The following is an 18,192-nucleotide window of genomic DNA, read 5'->3' as shown; positions in this document are numbered from 1 at the left end:
CTTCACGCGCTTGTCTTTTCGATTGCTCAGACATCGTTTTTCTCTCACCGCTCCCTCAACCTGCTTTCAATCTCTCCCGATTTTTCAATGCACCGCTTGACTCGTGTCTCAAAATCTAATTAGTTCGGTGACAGAACGAACTAATGGAGCGTAGCCTTGGCAGACCCCTCGAACATCTCCAGACGCATGTCCTTGAGTGCCATCGTCCAGGCGATTGCCAGCTACAGCCCGATCTCCCGGGCGAGCGTCTCCAAGATCACCGGCCTGTCGAAACAGACGGTTTCGGAAATCGTCGGCAATCTGGAAGAAGAAGGCTGGGTGCGCACGGTTGGACAGACCGAAGGCCACATCGGCCGCCGTGCCGTGGTTTATGAAATCGTGCCGGATGCGGCATCCGTTGCCAGCGTCGATCTCGGCGGCACCAAGATCCGTGTTGCCATCTGCAACCTCACCGGGGCCGTCGTCTCGGAGCTGGTGGAGCCGACCGACAGGCAGGGCGGCATCGCCGTCGTCAATCAGGTCGCGGACCTCATCCGCCGGGCAGCGACCGAAGCCAGCCCCTCGCTCAAGCTGCCTCGTGTCGCCGTCATTGGCGTTCCGGGCGCTCCGGACCCGGCTACCGGCCACATCCGCATGGCCCCAAACATCCCCGGCATCGGCGACATCGACGCCCCCGGTCTTTGGCGGGAGATCCTCGGCATCGAGGTCTTTATCGAAAACGACGTCAACCTTGCTGCCCTGGGTGAACACTGGCTCACCAAACGCGGCGACAAGGACGACCTGATCTACGTCTCCATCGGCACCGGTATCGGTGCGGGCATCGTCATCGGCGGCCAGCTCCACCGGGGCATGAACGGCGCTGCCGGTGAAATCGGCTACCTGCCCTTCGGCGCTGATCCGTTCGAACCGGAAAGCCTGGAAGTCGGTGCCCTGGAACGTGTCGCCGCCACCCACGCCATCACCGATCTCTATAAAAGCAAGACCGGCAAGACGCTGGACGTGCCGGACATCTTCGACGCCGCAAACACAGGCGACACTGCCGCCACTGAAACACTGGAAGAGATCGCCCGCCAGGTTGCCCGCGTCATGGCAGCGCTGGCAGCGGTCATGGACCCGTCCTGCATCGTCATCGGCGGTTCCATCGGCACGCGGGACGAGCTCTTCGTCAATGTCCGCAAATTCATTTCCAGATGCTTTCCGCGCCCTGTCCTGATCGAGAAGTCGACCCTCGGCAATCACGCAGCCCTTGCCGGCGGTGCCTCCGTCGCCCTCTCCCGTCTGCACCTGTCGATGTTCACCGAAGGCCTCAAGGGCGTTGAAATCGCCGTTCCGCCGCCGTCCATCGAAACCTTCAAGAAGGGAGCGGCCTGATGGTTTCCTCAAACCTGCATGAAAAGCTGCTGGCCACGCAGGACCGGGACGCCGACATCGACCTGCTTCGCGGCGCCCTGTCGATTGACAGCGTCACCGGCAACGAAACCGGCTTTGCCACCTTCCTGAAATCGCAAATGGAAACGCTCGGTCTTGAAACCGGCTCCGGCGAATTCCTGCCCGGCCGCCTCAACGTCTGGGGCCAGCACCAGCCGGTCCCCGGTGACGATGCCCCCCGCCTCCTCTTCGTCGGCCACACCGACACCGTGCATGTGCGCGGCTGGCAGGAAGCCTGGCAGGGCAAGCCTCAGGAAAGCCCCTTCGGCGGCGCCTTGATAGACGGTGAGATCTGGGGCCGTGGCGCCTGCGATCTCAAGGGCGGCATCTGCGCCGCACTTGGCGGCCTCAGGCTCTTGCAGAAGGCGGGCTACCGTCACGCTGGCGGCCTCTCCTTCGCTTTCATCGGCGATGAGGAAAGCGGCGAACCGGGCACCGGCGTCAGCGCCGGCGCGCACGATCTCGTCAAAAGGGTCAAGGACGGCACCATCGCAAAGCCGGATTTCGCGGTCTATGTCGAACCGACCAGGCTGGATGTCTATACGGCCCAGATCGGATTTTTCATTGCCGACATCACCATAACCGGCAAATCCGCCTATTTCGGCACGCCGGAGCTCGGCGTCGATGCCCTGAAGGCAACCCACGCAATTCTGGGCAACCTCTGGCAACATGAGGCGGAACTGGCAGCAGGACCGAAGCACGATCTGGTCGGCGCTTCCTCCATCCTCGTCACGCATATCAATGGCGGCGGCTATATTGCCGTTCCGGGCGAGTGCAAGCTCTCCCTGATCCGCAAGCTCCGCCCCGGCGAGAATCTGGATGAGGCGGTCGCCGCCTTTGAAGCGGTCGTCCGTTCGGCGCCGGTCGCCGACGGCATCGGCATCGGGATTGCGTACCCCGCCGGCCGTGATCACCGCTTCGGCGGCTCACCCGTCGAGATCTCCCGCGAAACCCCCGCCGCCCTGCAGTTGTCCCGCTGCGTCGAGGTCGCCACGAACGGCCAGAACCTATCCGGCGGCGCCATCGGCGGCGCACCTTATTGGTCGGAATCTCCCTTTCTTGTCAACGAGATCGGGTGTCCCGCGGTCTACTGCGCACCTGGGGACATCAGCGTCGCACACACATTCGAAGAGCGCATCGAGGTGGAAAGCTATCTGGCAGCCGTCAGGGCTTTCGCGCTGTTCGTGGCCGACTATTGCGGCCTGGAAGAAGAAGCAGACTGAACCAAACATAACAGAGGGTTAGAAATGAAACTGCTAGTCAAACATCTGGCGACATCCGCCCTTCTCGGGCTGATGTCCGTCTCCGCCATGGCCCAGACGGTCGGCCCCAAGGGCGAAGCGGCAACGCTTTCCGCCGAAGTGACGGTCCCCGACGATGCCGTCGCCGCCATCAAGGACGCAAAATACAAGGCCGCCCTGCTCTGGCACGACCAATCCGATTTCGTGAACGCGGTCTCAGCCGGTGCAACGGACGAGTTCAAGCGCCTGGGCATCGAGGTTGTCGCAACCACAAGCGCTGGCTTTGACGCCGCCAAGCAGCGCAGCGACGTTGAAACGGCCATGGCCAAGGAACCCAACATCATCCTGTCGCTACCGCTTGACCCGGTCACATCCGCCGCCGCTTTCAAGGAAGCCCGCGATGCCGGTGTTTCCCTGGTGTTCCTGTCCAACCTGCCCGCCGATTATGAGCACCCGCGCGATTATGCGGCCATCGTGACCGACGATCTCTACCAGATGGGCAAACAGGCTGCCGACGCGCTCGCCAGCGCCATGGGCGGCAAGGGCACCGTCGGCTGGATTTTCCACGACGCCGACTATTACGTGACCAACCAGCGTGACAACGCCTTCAAGTCGACCATCGAAAACGACTATCCGGACATCAAGATCATTGCGGAACAAGGCATCAGCGACCCGGCTCGCGCTGAGGAAATCGCCAACGCCATGCTGCTCAAGAACCCGGACCTCGGCGGCATCTATGTGACCTGGGCCGGCCCGGCCGAAGGTGTGCTCGCAGCCCTGCGTGCCAACGGCAACAAGGACACCAAGATCGTCACGCTCGATCTGTCCGAGCCGGTAGCTCTCGACATGGTCCGCGGCGGCAACGTTGCAGCCATTGTTGCGGACGAAGCCTATGAACTCGGCCGCGCCATGGCAGCTGCCGCAGCCCTGCGCCTCGTCGATAAGGACGTTCCGCCCTTCATCGCGGCACCGGCCATCACCGTGACTGCAGACAACGTTGCCGAGGGCTGGAAGAAATCCCTCAATATCGACCCGCCGGCAAGCGTTACCTCCGCGAATTGACCCGGCATTCCGGCAGGCTGCCCCATCACAGCCTGCCGGCCAACAGGTCCTCACAACAACTCTAAAAACCCGCACGGACCTCCGAGAAGCAACACCGTCTTTCCGACGGTTAATACCGAACCTTACGGAGAAGTCGCATGTTCAAGTTACAGACACTCCTGGCGTCGACACTGCTGGTCGGCATGACCGCCTTGGCCTCGGCTGCTGACCGCCCGCAAACGGTTGGCCCGAAGGGCGAAGCCCCAACGCCGGTCGCAACGCTCGAACTGACCGATGCCGAAGTCGCGAAAGTGGCCGAAGGCAATTATACGGCCGCCTTTGCCTGGCACGAGCTCTACGACTGGTCCAACGCGGTCGCACGCGGCGCCAAGGACGAGTTCGAACGGCTCGGCATCAAGGTCGTTGCCGAGACCGACGCCGGTTTCGACTCTGCCCGCCAGAAGTCCGACGTCGAGACGATCATGGCCAACCAGCCGTCGATCATCGTATCCCTGCCGATCGACCCGACCACAGCACAGACCGTCTATGGCATTGCCCGCGATGCCGGCGTGAAGCTTGTCTTCGTCGACAACGCCGTCGACGGCTTCACCCATGGCAAGGACTATGTCACCGTCGTCTCCGCCGACCTGGTGCAGATCGGCGAAAAGGCCGCCCGGGCACTCGCTGCGTCCATGGGCGAGACGGGTACGATCGGCTACATGTTCCACGATGCGGATTTCCCGGTCACCAACCAGCGTGACCAGGCGTTCAAATGGACCATTGAAAACGAGTTTCCGAACATGGAAATCGCCATCGAGTCCGGCATGACCGATCCCGCAAACGCCGAAGACATCGCCCGGGCGATGTTGTCACGGAACCCGGATCTCGGCGGCATCTATACGCCGTGGGCAGAACCAGCCCTTGGCGTCCTCTCGGTTCTGCGCCAGCAGGGCAACGACACCACCAGGGTGGTCACCATCGACCTCAACGAGCCGGTTGCCCTCGACATGCTGAAGGGTGGCAACACCGCGGCAATCATTGCGGACGAAGCTTACAGCATCGGCGTCTACGCGGCCCGGTCCGCTGCAGCCAGCCTTCTCGGCAAGTCCGTCGATCCGTTCCTGGTGGTCGACGCCATCACGGTTGGTACGGATAATGTCACCGAAGGCTGGAACAAGTCCATGAAGATGGATCCGCCCGAAAGCGTTGCCGAAGCAGCCAAGTAAATCCCTTTCCGTGCAGGCCGCGCCTTGCGGCCTGCCGTCACCTACCTCTTCGAACTTGAGGCAATCCATGACCCAGGCGGTTTCGAGACTAAGACAACTCGATTACAAGCAAGGCGTGATCTATTTCGGGTTTCTCGGAATCTTTCTTTTCTTTGCTCTCACCCTTCACGACGTCGGCTTCCTGTCGCCCCGCAACCTGACCAACATCGTTCTGCAGACCGCACCGGCAACGATCATGGCCATTGGACTGGTCTTCGCGCTGTCCGCCGGGGAAATCGACCTCAGCTTCGGCTCAGTCGTTGCCGTCTCGGCTCTCGCCGCTGCGCTTGCCCTGCAAAGCTACCCGCTGGTCGTCGGTGTCATCGCAGGCATCGGTGCCGGTGCCTTGATCGGCGCCATGAACGGCGTCCTTGTCGCCTATCTGCGCCTGCCGTCCTTCCTGGTGACGCTGGCCACCATGGGCCTCTTCGCCGGTATCGCCCGCTCCATGACGGACCTGCGCTCGATCCCGGTCCTCAACGACACCTTCGCAGGCATCTTCGGCTCCGGCAGCCTGTTTTCCATCCCCTCACTGGTCATCTGGACCATCGCTGCCGTCGTCATCGGCCATATCGTCTACCGCAACACTCGCTTTGGCGCCCATGTGGTGGCAACGGGCGACAATCCTCGCGCCGCCCAGGTTTCCGGCATCAAGGTTCCGCGCATCCGCCTCAGCGTGCTGACGCTGTGCGGCGCCATGGCCGGGCTTGCCGGCCTGCTCTACGCCGGCCGCCTTCAGGCTGCCAAATACACGCTCGGCGAAAGCGACCTGATGACGGTCATCGCAGCCGTCATCGTCGGCGGCACCGCCCTCAACGGCGGCAAGGGCTCCGTCATCGGAGCGCTGCTCGGCTCGCTGCTGATGGGCATGCTCAACAACGGACTGATCCTGATGGGGCTCGATGTCTCCGACCAGATGATCGTCCGCGGTCTCATCATTCTCGTCGCAGTCGCCGTCTCCTTGCGCGACACCAGCCGGTAACCTGGAGGACCACGATGTTTCTCGACGTTCTCATGCGCCGCAACCCGGCCTTCATCGAAGCGGCCATGGCGCTGCATCAGGCCGGCAAGATCCCTGCCAATGCCTATGTTCTCGATCTGGACGCGGTCGAACGAAACGCTCGCCTTTTCAAGGGCGAGGCCGACAAGCACGGCCTGAAAACCTTCGCCATGACCAAACAGGTCGGACGCCATTCCGGTTTCTGCCAGGCGGTCATGCGCGGCGGCATCGAAAGATCCGTTGCGGTCGACATGGCCTGCGCTCTCGCCTGCGACCGTGCCGGCCTCAAGACCGGGCATCTCGGCCACCTGGTCCAGGTTCCGAGGCAGGAAGCCGCTTTTGCCGCTGCGAAGCTGCAACCGGATTACTGGACGGTCTTCTCGTCCGAGAAAGCACAGGAAGCCGCCGCTGCCGCCAAGTCCGCCGGCAGGACACAGAACCTGCTCGCCCGGATCCAGACAGAGGGCGACACGTTCTATCGTGGCCATGAAGGCGGCTTCGACGCGCAAGACATTGTCGCCGTGGCAGAGCAGCTTAACGCCCTGGAGGGCGGAGCCTTCGCCGGCATCACCACCTTCCCCGCGCTGCTTTTCGATCTGGAAACGCGCAAGGTCAAACCGACACCAAACCTGTCGACCCTCGCCCGCGCCGCCGAAGCACTGGCAGGCGCAGGTCGCGGCCGTATCGAGATCAACGCTCCTGGCACCACGTCCTCCGCAGTGCTCGGCGCCCTTGCCGAAGCCGGTGCCACCCAGTGCGAACCGGGCAACGGTCTCCACGGCACGACACCTCTTCATGCAGTGGAAGACCTGCCGGAAGATCCGGCCGTACTCTATCTGTCGGAAGTCTCCCACCACCACGGTGGCAAGGCCTACTGCTTCGGTGGTGGCCTCTACATCGATCCGGTCTTCCCGAAGTACCCGGTCAAGGCCCTCGTCTCCTCGGAGCCGACGTCCCGCCAGTCTGATCTGCTTGAGGTCGAAATACCTGACTATTCCGCCATCGACTATTACGCGATGATCGACGCCACCTCGCCCAAACCCATGCGCGCCGGTGACACGGTGGTCTTCGGCTTCCGCGGTCAGGCCTTCGTCACACGGGCGCTTGTCGTCGGCATTTCCGGCGTCAGCACAGGCACGCCTGCCGTCACCACAATCGAAAATGGCTTCGGAGATGCCGTCTCCTGGCCGGGAGCGTTCCAGCAATGACCGCCGACAATCCCGTTCTGTCCCTGAAGAACATCCACAAGGCGTTCGGTGGCGTGGTCGCCATCGAGAACTTCTCACTCGACCTTCACGCGGGAGAGATCGTTGCTCTTGTCGGCGACAACGGCGCCGGCAAGTCGACGCTGGTCAAGATCATCTCCGGCGTCCATAAGCCAACCTCGGGTGACATCCTGCTGGACGGCACGCCGGCATCCTTCTCAGACGCTAGCTCGGCCCGCAGTCTCGGCATCGAGGTCGTCTACCAGGACCTTGCCCTTGCCGACCAGCAGCCGGTCTACATGAACATGTTCCTCGGCCGCGAACTGACCAAGCCGCCCTTCGGGCTGCTCGACAAGAAGCGCATGCGCCGGGAATGCCAGGAGCTGGTCGACGAACTCGATGTCCGCATCCCCTCCGCCGGCTCTGTCATTCGAGATCTCAGTGGCGGCCAGCGCCAGGGCATAGCCATTGCGCGGGCCACCCACTGGGCCAGCAAGCTGGTTCTGCTGGACGAACCGACAGCTGCCCTCGGCGTCGCGGAAACGGCCAAGGTCGAACAGCTCGTCGCATCGTTGAAGGAAAAGAACCTCGCCATCCTGATCATCAGCCACAGCCTGGATCAGGTCTTCCGCCTCTCCGACCGCATCTGCGTCCTGCGCCGTGGTCAGCAGATCGGTGTTCGCAAGACCAGCGAGACAGACAAGAACGAAATCGTCTCCATGATCACCGGCGTTTCCGGCCAGGCGGCCTGAACCTTCAGCCAGAACAATCAGCCTCCGGCAACTGCCGGAGGCTGGTCTGTTCACATCAGAACGGAATGGTGACGTTAAGCGTCGCACCATACGAGCGGAAGTCGGACGTCCCGATCCCGTCGTAAAAGCCCTCCCCGGAAATCTGGATGTTACGGCCGGGCACCAGCAGGCCCGCGCCGGCTTCCACACGTGCCCGCAGATCTTCATCGGAAGAGGCAAGCGTCGCATCCGTCGGGGTATCGTCCTGCAACTTGTTGAAGTCGTAGATCCCGGAGAGCGACAGGAACGGCGAGAACAGCAGCTCGTTCAACTGCAGGTCCCAGGAGACCTTTGGTCCGAACTCGAGCCGCCCCAGATCGAAATCCTGCGACGGGATCAACCGCCCCAATGTGTCCGTGTAGCTTTCCTGTTCTTCGTAGTAATAGGTGATGCGGGCAAATGGACTGACCCTGGTCGTTTCACTGAGCTTGAAGTCGCCTGTCAAACCGCCCTGCAACAGAAACCGCTGCGTTCTGAAATCATCTTCGAAAAGCCCAAGCGCGTTCACGGTGTTGTAGGACTGGCCATACGTCGCCAGACCATCCAGGTAGAAATTCTGATGAACCCGGAGAACAGCATAAGGGCCAGCCATCCAGCCGACGCCGTCGGCGGAGGTATCGGCAGCACCGTTTCTTTCCTCGGTCAGGTCGAGTTGCCCCAACAAGCCCAGGACGGCCCGGTCCTTGTAGCGATAGTCGACCCCGGCAAAAAACAGCCCGGTCTTGCTGTTGCTGCTGTTGCTGTCGGTAATTGCATACGTTCCCTGGGCCCAGAAATCCCATCCCGACTGCCACTCGGCACTGCCCTCGCCGCCGGAAGGAGCATCTCCATTGGTGCCGCTCAGGATCGCGAGGGTATCATCCTGCATCACCTGCGGACCGACGGCCGTGTAACTCATCGTGCCGGAGGAGGTGAAATTGTCGAAGACCGCGTACCGTTCCGGCTCGGCATTCGCCGCGCGAACGCCGCTCCCGGCTCCTGCCATTGCCGCACTGTTTCCTGTGCCACCACCTTGTTGAAGCGAATTGGCAAAGGCGCGCAGGGAGAACTGGAAGTTTCCGGACTGCGAGGTGGGCGTAACGTCGAAATTGAACCCGTTGCGCCCACGCTGCCGCCCAAAGGGGCCGCTGGTCAGGCGCGAGACGATATCAGGCTGTCCGGACACGATCGCATTGGCACGGCTTGTCACGAAGGAGGCAATTACTTCCTTTGTTTTCTGGATATCGGCCGATGCGTCCCGGTCATTGGTGAGAGAGAAGCTGACGCTGCTCAGCCCCGTGGCACTCGCCGTCACCGAATATGGCGTAAGAGCACCACCGCCGTTATAGGACGAGGCAACCGCGTTTGCGGTCATGACGGAACTGGTCGCCGTTCCGTCCGCAGCGGTGGTCACCGTTTCCGTGTTGGTGCCCGTGCTCGCAAATGTCAGTGACGCACCACCAGCTGGCGCAGTGAATGTTACACTGACACCTGCAGCAGCGTTGTTGTTGACGTCTGTCGCTCTCGCGACGAGAACTGCCTCGAACCGGGTTCCGACTTCGGAACTTTGCCCGGACCCCGACACGACCGACAGCGCCGCCGCCGCCCCGCTTGCCGTCCCGCTCACCGATACGTTGAAGGGGTTTTCGTCCGCATCGTCATTGGCGAAGTTGAAGTCGAACCCGAACGCTCCAGGCGCTGTTGGCGTATAGGCCACAGCCAGCGTCGCCGTTCCGCCACCGTTGCTTACGGTGTTGGAACTCAATGTGAAGCTGTTGACTGTGACGTTGCTTGTGCCGGTAACATTCGCACCAACCGTTGGAGTTGTGAGGTTGAGGACGGCCGACCCGGTGTTCGTGATCGTGTAAGTGATGGTCGACGTTGTTCCCGGCATGACAATTCCGGGAACGGTGTCTGTCCCCCCGTCCGATACAGCATTGCCTGTCGACGATGAAACCTCGATTTCCGGACTGCCAATCGCAGTACCGCTCACCAGGATGTCATACGTGGGTTCGTCGGCGTCATCGCTGAGAATATCGAGTTCGAACGAAAAATTGCCAATTGCAGTAGGCGTGTAGAGAACAGTGAAGGTGGTCGATGCACCACCTGCGAGCGTTGTGAGCCCCGGCGCGGAAATTGAATCGACCGAAACATTGCCTGCCGAGGCACTGGTTGGCGTTCCGGTCAGGGTGAGCGTCGCGGTACCCGTGTTTTCGATCGTGTAGACCAGTGTTTGCTGGTCTCCCACGTTTACTGTTCCCTGCGCATCCGTTCCGTTATCCGCAATGGAGTTTCCTGCAGGACGCTGCACGTCGATTTCGGGAGTAGCAACCGTCAGAGTGCTTGAAGACGTTCCGGAGTTTCCAAGGCTGGAGGTCAGGTCTCCAGTTGTGTTCGCGAAGGAACCATCTGTGGAGCCGGTAACGTCCGCACTCAAGGAACAGCTGCCCCCGGCCGCAACGGTGCCTCCGGTGTAGGAAATCACACCAGAACCTGTCGTCGCCGTTATCGTTCCCCCGGTGCAGGTGGTTGAGGCGTTTGCAGGCGAGGCAACCGTCAATCCTGCGGGGAGATTGTCGGTGAAATCCAGCGAGGTCGCGGCGACGGCGTTGGCGGAATTGTTGATGACGAAGGAAACCGTCGAGGTTCCACCTGACAGAATGGTCGCTGGAGCAAAGGACTGCGTGAAACTCGGCGTGGACGTTCCCGTGCCCTGTACCCTGAATGTGTAGATTCCCTCGTCGGCATCGTTGGAGTCAATCGTGATCGTCGACGTTTGGGTTCCAAGCGCATTGGGATCAAAAGTGACCGTGAACGTCACCGACCCCAGGGCGGCGATCGAACCGCTCGTCGTACCAGACACCGCAAATTGCGTATTGTCCGAGGATGTCACGCTCGTCAGCGTCAGCGTGTCCGTACCCGTGTTCTGGATCGTGAAGACATTCGCATTGGTTCCGCTGGACACTGAAACACTACCGAAGTCGGTGTCGTCCGCAGCCGACGGCGTCGTATCACCACTGGCGATAGTAGTGCCGTTCCCCTGGACGTTGATCTCCGGTGCCACACCCGTGCCTTGAACAGTAAAGGTGTATGTTCCTTCGTCGGGATCGTTAGATTCAATCGTGATTGTCGACGTCTGCGTTCCCAGCGCATTGGGATCAAAAGTGACCGTGAAGGTCACAGACCCCAAGGCGGCGATCGAGCCGCTGGTCGTGCCGGATAATGCGAATTGCGTGTTGTCGGAAGATGTCACGCTCGTCAGCGTCAGCGCATCTGTTCCGGTGTTCTGGATCGTGAACGTATTTGCGTTGGATCCGCTTGCAACCGAAACGTTGCCAAAGTCGGTATCATCCGCTGCGGACGGCGTCGTATCGCCACTGACGATACTTGTCCCGTTCCCCTGAACGTTGATCTCTGGTGCGACGCCGTTTCCTTGAACCGTGAACGTGTAAGTCCCTTCATCGATGTCATCGGAAACGATGGTAATCGTCGCAGTCTGGTTCCCACCGGCGTTGGGATCAAAAGTGACGGTAAAGGTCGAAGACCCCAAAGATGCGATCGAACCGCTTGTCGTACCGGAAATGGCGAACTGCGTGTTGTCCGACGACGTTACACTTGTAAGCGTCAGCGTGTCGGTTCCTGTGTTCTCGATGGTGAACGTATTCGCCACAGATCCGCTCGAAACCGCAACACTCCCGAAGTCGGTATCATCCGCCGCACTCGGAGACGTATCCCCGCTGGCAATACTGACACCGTTTCCCTGGACGTCGATCTCGGGTGCAATACCTGTTCCTTGAACCCTAAATGTATAGGGATTCTCGTCCGCGTCGCTCGAAACGATCGTAATCGTTGACGTTTGCAAGCCCGTCGCGGACGGATCGAAGGTGACCGTGAAGGTTACAGATCCCAAAGACGGTATCGAACCGGCCGTTGTCCCCGACACAGCGAATTGCGCATTATCAGAGGACGTCACACTGGTCAGTGAGAGCGTTCCATTACCCGTGTTCTGGATTGTGAAGGTATTTGGATTTGTACCGCTCGAAACAGAGACGCTGCCGAATTCGGTATCATCTGCCGCCGAAGGGGTCGTATCCCCACTGGCAATGCTTACCCCATTGCCCTGAACGTTGATTTCAGGAGAGGCAACCGTCAGCGTGGCAGATGACGTCCCGGAATTTCCCAGCGATGATGTGAGATCACCTGTGGTGTTGACGTAACTTCCGTCACTTGCAGACGTCACATCGGCACTGACGGTACAAGTCGCACCCGCCGCAGCGGTTCCGCCAGTGTAACTGATTACACCCGATCCGCTGGTCGCCGTGAGTGTGCCACCGGTACACGTCGTGGCAGCGTTCGACGGAGAGGCAACGGTCACTCCCGAAGGCAAGTTGTCGGTGAAATCGAGAGATGTCGCGTCCACACCGTTCGCAGAGTTGTTGATCGTGAATGTGACGGTCGAGGTGCCGTTTGCCACGATCGTACTGGGGGCGAATGCCTGGGTGAATGTTGGAGGCGTCGTCGGTGGAGTAACTTCGCCGCTGGAACCGGCATCAAGATAGGTGAAATTAATGCCTGTAGCACCGTAGGATCCGGTGATTGTGCATGTCGTGGTACAATCGATCGTCTGAGTACCAGGCGACGTTACGTTGATGGTATCCGTTCCATTGGTAACGGAATACGAAAGTACATTCCCCGGGTCGTTTGGTCCGTTGTTGATATCGAAATTGGTGAGACTGCTTCCAGAACCCTGATCCTGGATCAATATCCAGTCGTCGTTCTCCGTAGTAGTTCCGATGCCACTTTCCCGCGTGCATTCATCCAGCGTGAGGTTCAACACGAGAGGATCGAGCGGGACAGAATTGCTTGGACAGTCTGTATAGGCCGCCTTCGCGTCGTCAGGCAGGGCTCCCAGAAAAAGCATCAGAAACGCCAACTGTACAAAGCGCAACAAGACGCCTGCGCGCGCGGCTTTGCTGAGCCTGGCTCCCCATACGTCACAAATCATCAAATCACCACAGAGCGAACCACGGTCGCTGCACCCCAAAAAGAAAGAGCCAAGGCTCGAAGGCCCGGTTTTTGTTAGCTGTCAAACACAACTATAACGTGATTTTTATCAAAACAATCTTTGGTTTAAATTCTACTACGCTCAAACTTAAATAGAATTCAAGCGCAAATCCGATCACATTTTTGACTGACCACATCTGCGTCAGGAAAAAGGATTCAATTCTGACAAATTCTAACTATGGTTGAAAGATTTGGTCAGAATTGGTTTTCATCCTCTTTAAGGCGAATAATTCCCTTAAAAATTGCAAAATTTGGCGACCTTCAACACTATTTCCAGTAACGAACACTCAACAATTCAGGAACTGATTTCGGAATTTTCTAATTGCATTTTGAAATACATGTGTGTGAAGGTTGCAATGTAATTTGAGTACAATTTCTCTTTAATACAACCTGTGATTCGCAAGAGCAGGAAATCCAGACAACATCTGCAAGACCGAAACTTCCTTCGGAAGCAACGGGAGGAAACATGTCAGAACCATTTCTCGCCGAAATACGGATTGTCGGCTTCAATTTCGCGCCACGCGGCTGGGCTTTTACCGACGGACAGATTTTGCCGATCAATCAGAACCAGTCGCTCTATTCGCTGCTGGGCACGACCTATGGCGGAGATGGGCGGACGACATTCGCCCTGCCCGACCTGCGCAGCCGGACGCCGATCCACGAGGGCGCCGGATATCAGCTCGGCCAGAAGGGGGGAGCGGAAACCGTCACACTCACGGCAGCTGAAATCCCGGAACATTCCCACCCGGTGAAAGCGGTCTCCACCGCAGGAAACAGCAGAACGCCCAACATGGCCCTGTTTGGATCCGAAATCGCACCGGACAAGGCCTATCGGCCTTACGAAGTCGGCACGATGACGCAGATGAGATCAGGGACCGTGACCAACGCAGGTGGCGGGCAGGCGCACAACAACATGCAGCCCTACCTGACGCTCAATTTCTGCATCGCCCTTCAAGGCCTGTTTCCGTCCCGCAACTAATCTCCGAAAGGACATAGAATGTCTGAACCTTTCGTCGGTGAAATCCGCATGTTTGCGGGTAATTTCGCACCGCGCGGCTGGGCCTACTGCGACGGTCAGCTGCTGGCAGTTTCCCAAAACGATGCCCTGTTTTCACTCCTTGGAACCATCTACGGCGGAGATGGCCGAACCACATTCGGTCTGCCGGACATGCGCGGACGAATTCCGCTGCACGCGGGCACCGGCCCCGGCCTCAGTCCGCGGCGACTCGGCTCCAAAAGCGGGTCGGAAAACGAAACGCTCACGGTTAACCAACTTGCCAGTCACTCGCACGGCTTCAATGCCAACACCGGCCTGGCCGACCAGACGTCGCCGGCGATGCATGTTCCGGCAGCCGGTGCAGGCGTGAGTTTCTACGCCGGTGCCAGTCAGGACATTTCCATGGCGCAAGACATGATTTCAAACTCTGGCGGCTCCCGGTCGCACACCAACCTGATGCCGACAATATGCGTGCATTTCATCATCGCGCTCTACGGCGTTTACCCCAGCAGGCATTAGGAGGCGAACCATGTCGGAACCCTTTATCGCTGAAATCCGAATTTTCGCAGGCAATTTCGCCCCTCGAAGCTGGGCCTTTTGTGACGGCCAGCTCCTTCCCATCTCCCAGAACACGGCGTTGTTCTCGCTTATTGGAACGACCTACGGCGGCGATGGACGCAGCACCATGGGTCTGCCGGATCTGCAGGGCCGCGCCCCAATGCATCCAGGCAGAGGCCCTGGCCTCACGTCCCGCAGACTGGGGGAGAAGGTTGGTGTTACGACCGTCACCCTGACGGAAGCGCAGATCCCCTCACATTCTCATACGGCACGAGCAACCAGCGGCAGCGGCGGCGTTCCCGGCCCTTCGTCATCGACGTCCTTTTCCAGCTCCGGCCTGGATTCGCTTTACCACACGGACACTCAGACGAACCAGGTCGACATGGCCATGGAAACGCTGTCCGCCACCGGCGGTAGCCAGTCACACGACAATGTTCAGCCGTATCTGACGCTGAACTTCATTATTGCGCTCCAGGGGCTTTACCCCTCCCGCGGCTAACCAATGCAGGACGTTGCCGGACAGGCCAGGCCACCGGCTTCAGATCAGCAAGAGGAAACGCATCATGTCAGTCGAAGAAGCAGTTCCCGAGGAATTTGAAGGGAACGTGACGGCCGATCCGGTCTATTTCCGGATTTTCTTTGCCGCAGTCACACCGGACGGGGCACTTGAGTACAAGGACCAGACGTCTGAAAACGGCGCTTTCAGTGCCTCCTTTACCCAACTTACCAATGCAAGCTTTGCCACGGAACGGCTCAACGCATCCGTGACCCAGGAAGGCTACGTTGCCCTGCTTGCGCAAGACAGCGGGTCCGGAAACCTGGCCTATATCCGGGAAAACCGGGACGAAAACGCACCACAGCGTTTTGCTGACCCGCTTGATCTCGGCAAACCGGCCGGCGTTCCAGGTTTCAATGATACGTTGCTGATCAACGGCGTCACCGGTCGGCAGAACGTTTTCGTCACAAGTTCGGCGCCGGACAACGCCATCTGGTGGCGCTTCCAGAACAACAACACCGTACAGATGGAAACCATCACGGTAGTGCCACCGGGCACGACGACACCAATTGAAGTTACAGTGCCGGTCGAAATTCCACCGAGCCAGCCCTGGGCGGACTGGCAACAAATGGCAGGGGCACTGCGGAGCCTCGCTGCAACCCAGAATGCCGATGGCCGCATCATTCTCACCGGCATCAATTCGGATGGCGTGCCTTATCTGAACTTCCAGTCCACCGACAGGCCGCTTCTGCCGGAGGGCTGGGAAGGTTGGCAAGATATCAGTGGCGGCCTGACCGGCTTCGAACAGCTTGTCCTTTGCATCGACGGCAATGCGCTCGTTCACATCTTTGCCCGCATCGGAAACAAGATTTACATGAAAGCTCAGGACGAAGTCAGTTCACTCGACTTCTCCGACTGGGCACTGTTTGCAACGTTTGATGCGCCTGTCGGCAGCATGGCCGCTTCCAACTCCTACAACGGAGGAATTTATCTGGTTGCGCTGACTGTCTCCGGATCCGACAGTCCGGTCTACGCAAGCTACCAGACCAGTTCCGTGGAAACCTCCTGGACGGCTCCACGGGTCATTGCCCATGCGGATGGCGGCAGCACGCTCAAACTTCAGCCGAACGCCAATACGCTCCTGAGCCTTTTCGCCCTCGATCCGGCGTCAAGCACGGCTTCCTACCTGCCTCAGATATCGCTTGATCACTGGTCGGCAACCTGGACTTCCCTGGGCGGACCGCTTTCCGCAAGCGCGCTGACCCGGGACGTCACGCCGAACACCGAATGACGACCGCGCTTGCGATCGATCTGCCGACGCCGCAGACAGACATGTCCCTGGCCCCGCGCGCACGCGCGGCGGCCCGGGGCATCGCTTACCGAGCCTTGCATTCGGGCGATCTTCCGTTTCTGGCAAGCCTATACCGTTCGACGCGCGAGGCCGAGCTTGCGCGCACTCCATGGACGGAAGCCGAAAAGCAGGCATTTATCGCAATGCAATTCGAGGCCCAGCACAGACATTATCAGGAGCATTATCCTGATGCCCTCTGGCTGGTGATAGAACGAGACGCCAGACCTGTTGGCAGACTTTACCTGGAACGCTGGACCCGCGAACACCGGATTATCGACATCGCCTTGATACCCGAAGTACAGGGACAAGGCCTTGGCAGCGCCATTTTACAGGACCTGATGGATGAGGCGCGAGACGCTGGAAAAGCGCTTTCCATTCATGTCGAAAAGGAAAATCCTGCCATGCGGCTCTATCACCGCCTCGGCTTCGAAAAGCAGGAAGACAAGGGCGTGTATGACCTCATGGAACACCCCTGCCAAACCTGAAGTTCCGAGCCCGGCCACCAGACTGCGGCGGCCACCAGCCTGTCAGACAGTATGCGATCAGGTGAACACGGCTTCATACTGAATGCCGGCTTCCTTCTGCGCGACCGGAACCAGAAACACGTCCTGCTCGCCGAAATCCGGCCGATAGAGCCTGTAGATGGATTGCTCCAACAATGGCTCCTGCGGACCTTGCCACAACGTGGAAAAAGCCCCTCCCTGCCGCTCGCCGGAGCCCATCAATTTGACCTCCACGAGGGACAATTGGATATCAGCCGGAACCGACCTGACCTCGAACACCTGATCCAGCAGCTTTTCAAAGTCGTGAAGGGTCAGTGTTTTCAAGTCGGTCATCAATTTCTCCAAACCATCTGTCCAAATGTCCCGGCGTCGACGCGGGGACGAGCAATTAAAAAGTTGTAGTTCAAACTTCCAACAACCGTAAAGGGGCGATTGCAAAACCTGTTGCATACCTTTTGAGAACAAGGGTGAAGCCCGCCATTCAAGCCGTGCATTCCTCCTGCATTGGCGCAACGCAGGAGGAATGACATCTTCTTTCAAAAGCCAATTCCCGGATCAGCAAGGCACCAGCCCGCCTCCGGTTTGACGTCGTACCGTTCAGTGATCGACGGGGCTTTCCTCACCAAGCCTTTTCGCCAGCCGGCGCAGAACGGCCTTGTTGCGGCTGGTAACCGTCGAGCGTTTCCAGCCGTATTTTTCGCAGATCCGGGAAAACTTGCCGCCGCCCGCCTTGCACATCACTTCGAACTGCAGGGCGAGGCGCGCATCCGGGTCCTCGATCAGGGAGAACCAGGTGATCGCCTCTTCAGCCCGGCTGATCGCCCGGGGCGGGTAGGTGCGCCGACGCCGGGCGATCTTGCCCTGGCATTCGGGCCAGCTTGCCAGAACCGCCCGCGGTCCGTCACCCTTTCCGGTTACCGCAATCACTTCGACAGCCTCCGTCAACCGGGCCAGGATCTGGTCAGGTACGCTTGTTTCCATATCGTCTCTCTTGAAACTGTAGTGGGCACAGAACCGCGCGGCCGCTCAAACGGCCCCGCGGCAGCAAAGATACAGGCCTGAGGCGGTTATTTGCCCTGGCCCTCACGCTCTTTCTGGTAGCCCTCTTCCCACAAACCGAAATAATCGGCCTTCGGCGGATAAGGATTGTCCTCACGGGACTTGCCTTCCCGGCACGCGGTCGCTCCGCGTTCGAAGGCAAAAATCTGCGCCTTCGTCAGGTAACCGTTCATGTTCAAACCCCCTTCTCTCAAAATACCGGTGAAAGATCCGT

The 18,192-nt window shown here is 59.5% G+C and carries 16 protein-coding genes; 12 read left to right on the top strand and 4 right to left on the bottom strand.

What is annotated here, in order from left to right; genetic code table 11:
• Window positions 1-156: 156 nt before the first annotated feature.
• From ACYQ6M_RS04540 to ACYQ6M_RS04510, 7 genes are all read left to right on the top strand, one after another.
• A complete protein-coding gene (locus ACYQ6M_RS04540) occupies window positions 157-1,371 on the top strand; it encodes an ROK family transcriptional regulator (protein ID WP_460072382.1) in 1,215 nt (404 codons plus the stop codon).
• The gene (locus tag ACYQ6M_RS04535) at window positions 1,371-2,651 is read left to right on the top strand and encodes a M20 family metallopeptidase (RefSeq protein ID WP_460072380.1); all 1,281 of its coding nucleotides are present in this window, start codon (window positions 1,371-1,373) and stop codon (window positions 2,649-2,651) included. The genes ACYQ6M_RS04540 and ACYQ6M_RS04535 overlap by 1 nt, the downstream gene beginning before the upstream one ends.
• A 24-nt stretch (window positions 2,652-2,675) precedes the next feature.
• Window positions 2,676-3,731: a substrate-binding domain-containing protein gene (locus ACYQ6M_RS04530; protein WP_055655584.1), complete on the top strand. Its 1,056-nt coding sequence runs from the start codon at window positions 2,676-2,678 to the stop codon at window positions 3,729-3,731.
• A 137-nt stretch (window positions 3,732-3,868) separates the two neighbouring features.
• The gene (locus ACYQ6M_RS04525) at window positions 3,869-4,936 is read left to right on the top strand and encodes a substrate-binding domain-containing protein (RefSeq protein WP_460072378.1); all 1,068 of its coding nucleotides are present in this window, start codon (window positions 3,869-3,871) and stop codon (window positions 4,934-4,936) included.
• Window positions 4,937-5,003: 67 nt separating this feature from the next.
• Complete coding sequence (locus ACYQ6M_RS04520; protein WP_031269094.1) at window positions 5,004-5,957, top strand: ABC transporter permease; 954 nt, start codon at window positions 5,004-5,006, stop codon at window positions 5,955-5,957.
• A 14-nt stretch (window positions 5,958-5,971) separates the two neighbouring features.
• A complete protein-coding gene (locus ACYQ6M_RS04515; RefSeq protein ID WP_460072376.1) occupies window positions 5,972-7,183 on the top strand; it encodes an alanine racemase in 1,212 nt (403 codons plus the stop codon).
• Window positions 7,180-7,932: an ATP-binding cassette domain-containing protein gene (locus ACYQ6M_RS04510; RefSeq protein ID WP_023000409.1), complete on the top strand. Its 753-nt coding sequence runs from the start codon at window positions 7,180-7,182 to the stop codon at window positions 7,930-7,932. Before ACYQ6M_RS04515 ends, ACYQ6M_RS04510 begins: the two co-directional genes overlap by 4 nt.
• Window positions 7,933-7,987: 55 nt before the next feature.
• On the opposite strand, the gene ACYQ6M_RS04505 is transcribed toward ACYQ6M_RS04510, so the two are convergent.
• A complete protein-coding gene (locus ACYQ6M_RS04505; protein WP_460072374.1) occupies window positions 7,988-12,871 on the bottom strand; it encodes a choice-of-anchor D domain-containing protein in 4,884 nt (1,627 codons plus the stop codon).
• Between the two features lie 609 nt (window positions 12,872-13,480).
• Here ACYQ6M_RS04505 and ACYQ6M_RS04500 point away from each other — a divergent pair.
• From ACYQ6M_RS04500 to ACYQ6M_RS04480, 5 genes are all read left to right on the top strand, one after another.
• Window positions 13,481-13,993: a phage tail protein gene (locus tag ACYQ6M_RS04500; RefSeq protein WP_023000407.1), complete on the top strand. Its 513-nt coding sequence runs from the start codon at window positions 13,481-13,483 to the stop codon at window positions 13,991-13,993.
• An 18-nt stretch (window positions 13,994-14,011) separates the two neighbouring features.
• The gene (locus tag ACYQ6M_RS04495; protein WP_460072372.1) at window positions 14,012-14,530 is read left to right on the top strand and encodes a phage tail protein; all 519 of its coding nucleotides are present in this window, start codon (window positions 14,012-14,014) and stop codon (window positions 14,528-14,530) included.
• A 10-nt stretch (window positions 14,531-14,540) separates the two neighbouring features.
• Complete coding sequence (locus ACYQ6M_RS04490; RefSeq protein WP_023000405.1) at window positions 14,541-15,068, top strand: phage tail protein; 528 nt, start codon at window positions 14,541-14,543, stop codon at window positions 15,066-15,068.
• Window positions 15,069-15,132: 64 nt separating this feature from the next.
• Window positions 15,133-16,356, top strand: coding sequence for a PLL family lectin (locus ACYQ6M_RS04485; RefSeq protein ID WP_460072369.1), 1,224 nt, complete (start codon window positions 15,133-15,135; stop codon window positions 16,354-16,356).
• On the top strand, window positions 16,353-16,901 hold the full coding sequence (locus ACYQ6M_RS04480) for an N-acetyltransferase family protein (RefSeq protein ID WP_460072367.1): 549 nt from the start codon (window positions 16,353-16,355) through the stop codon (window positions 16,899-16,901). The genes ACYQ6M_RS04485 and ACYQ6M_RS04480 overlap by 4 nt, the downstream gene beginning before the upstream one ends.
• A 57-nt stretch (window positions 16,902-16,958) precedes the next feature.
• On the opposite strand, the gene ACYQ6M_RS04475 is transcribed toward ACYQ6M_RS04480, so the two are convergent.
• The 3 genes from ACYQ6M_RS04475 to ACYQ6M_RS04465 form a co-directional block, all read right to left on the bottom strand.
• Window positions 16,959-17,252 carry a DUF6916 family protein gene (locus tag ACYQ6M_RS04475; protein ID WP_031269092.1) on the bottom strand — a complete coding sequence of 98 codons (294 nt, stop codon included), beginning with the start codon at window positions 17,250-17,252 and terminating at the stop codon, window positions 16,959-16,961.
• A 264-nt stretch (window positions 17,253-17,516) separates the two neighbouring features.
• The gene (locus ACYQ6M_RS04470; protein ID WP_460072365.1) at window positions 17,517-17,900 is read right to left on the bottom strand and encodes a DUF6362 family protein; all 384 of its coding nucleotides are present in this window, start codon (window positions 17,898-17,900) and stop codon (window positions 17,517-17,519) included.
• Window positions 17,901-17,986: 86 nt separating this feature from the next.
• Window positions 17,987-18,151 carry a ribosome modulation factor gene (locus ACYQ6M_RS04465; protein ID WP_023000400.1) on the bottom strand — a complete coding sequence of 55 codons (165 nt, stop codon included), beginning with the start codon at window positions 18,149-18,151 and terminating at the stop codon, window positions 17,987-17,989.
• Window positions 18,152-18,192: the final 41 nt, after the last annotated feature.

Source organism: Roseibium sp. ROS1 (assembly GCF_054658215.1).
The sequence above is the reverse complement of the archived record's forward strand: the minus strand, read 5'-3'. Positions and strand labels throughout refer to the sequence as shown.

Bases quoted from the DNA above. Each gene is read 5' to 3' on its own strand.
- ACYQ6M_RS04495 (WP_460072372.1), top strand. From the start codon at position 14,012: ATGTCTGAACCTTTCGTCGGTGAAATCCGCATGTTTGCGGGTAATTTC.
- ACYQ6M_RS04480 (WP_460072367.1), top strand. From the start codon at position 16,353: ATGACGACCGCGCTTGCGATCGATCTGCCGACGCCGCAGACAGACATG.
- ACYQ6M_RS04490 (WP_023000405.1), top strand. From the start codon at position 14,541: ATGTCGGAACCCTTTATCGCTGAAATCCGAATTTTCGCAGGCAATTTC.
- ACYQ6M_RS04530 (WP_055655584.1), top strand. From the start codon at position 2,676: ATGAAACTGCTAGTCAAACATCTGGCGACATCCGCCCTTCTCGGGCTG.
- ACYQ6M_RS04510 (WP_023000409.1), top strand. From the start codon at position 7,180: ATGACCGCCGACAATCCCGTTCTGTCCCTGAAGAACATCCACAAGGCG.
- ACYQ6M_RS04505 (WP_460072374.1), bottom strand. From the start codon at position 12,871: ATGCTTTTTCTGGGAGCCCTGCCTGACGACGCGAAGGCGGCCTATACA.
- ACYQ6M_RS04535 (WP_460072380.1), top strand. From the start codon at position 1,371: ATGGTTTCCTCAAACCTGCATGAAAAGCTGCTGGCCACGCAGGACCGG.
- ACYQ6M_RS04525 (WP_460072378.1), top strand. From the start codon at position 3,869: ATGTTCAAGTTACAGACACTCCTGGCGTCGACACTGCTGGTCGGCATG.
- ACYQ6M_RS04520 (WP_031269094.1), top strand. From the start codon at position 5,004: ATGACCCAGGCGGTTTCGAGACTAAGACAACTCGATTACAAGCAAGGC.
- ACYQ6M_RS04485 (WP_460072369.1), top strand. From the start codon at position 15,133: ATGTCAGTCGAAGAAGCAGTTCCCGAGGAATTTGAAGGGAACGTGACG.
- ACYQ6M_RS04475 (WP_031269092.1), bottom strand. From the start codon at position 17,252: ATGACCGACTTGAAAACACTGACCCTTCACGACTTTGAAAAGCTGCTG.
- ACYQ6M_RS04465 (WP_023000400.1), bottom strand. From the start codon at position 18,151: ATGAACGGTTACCTGACGAAGGCGCAGATTTTTGCCTTCGAACGCGGA.
- ACYQ6M_RS04500 (WP_023000407.1), top strand. From the start codon at position 13,481: ATGTCAGAACCATTTCTCGCCGAAATACGGATTGTCGGCTTCAATTTC.
- ACYQ6M_RS04515 (WP_460072376.1), top strand. From the start codon at position 5,972: ATGTTTCTCGACGTTCTCATGCGCCGCAACCCGGCCTTCATCGAAGCG.
- ACYQ6M_RS04470 (WP_460072365.1), bottom strand. From the start codon at position 17,900: ATGGAAACAAGCGTACCTGACCAGATCCTGGCCCGGTTGACGGAGGCT.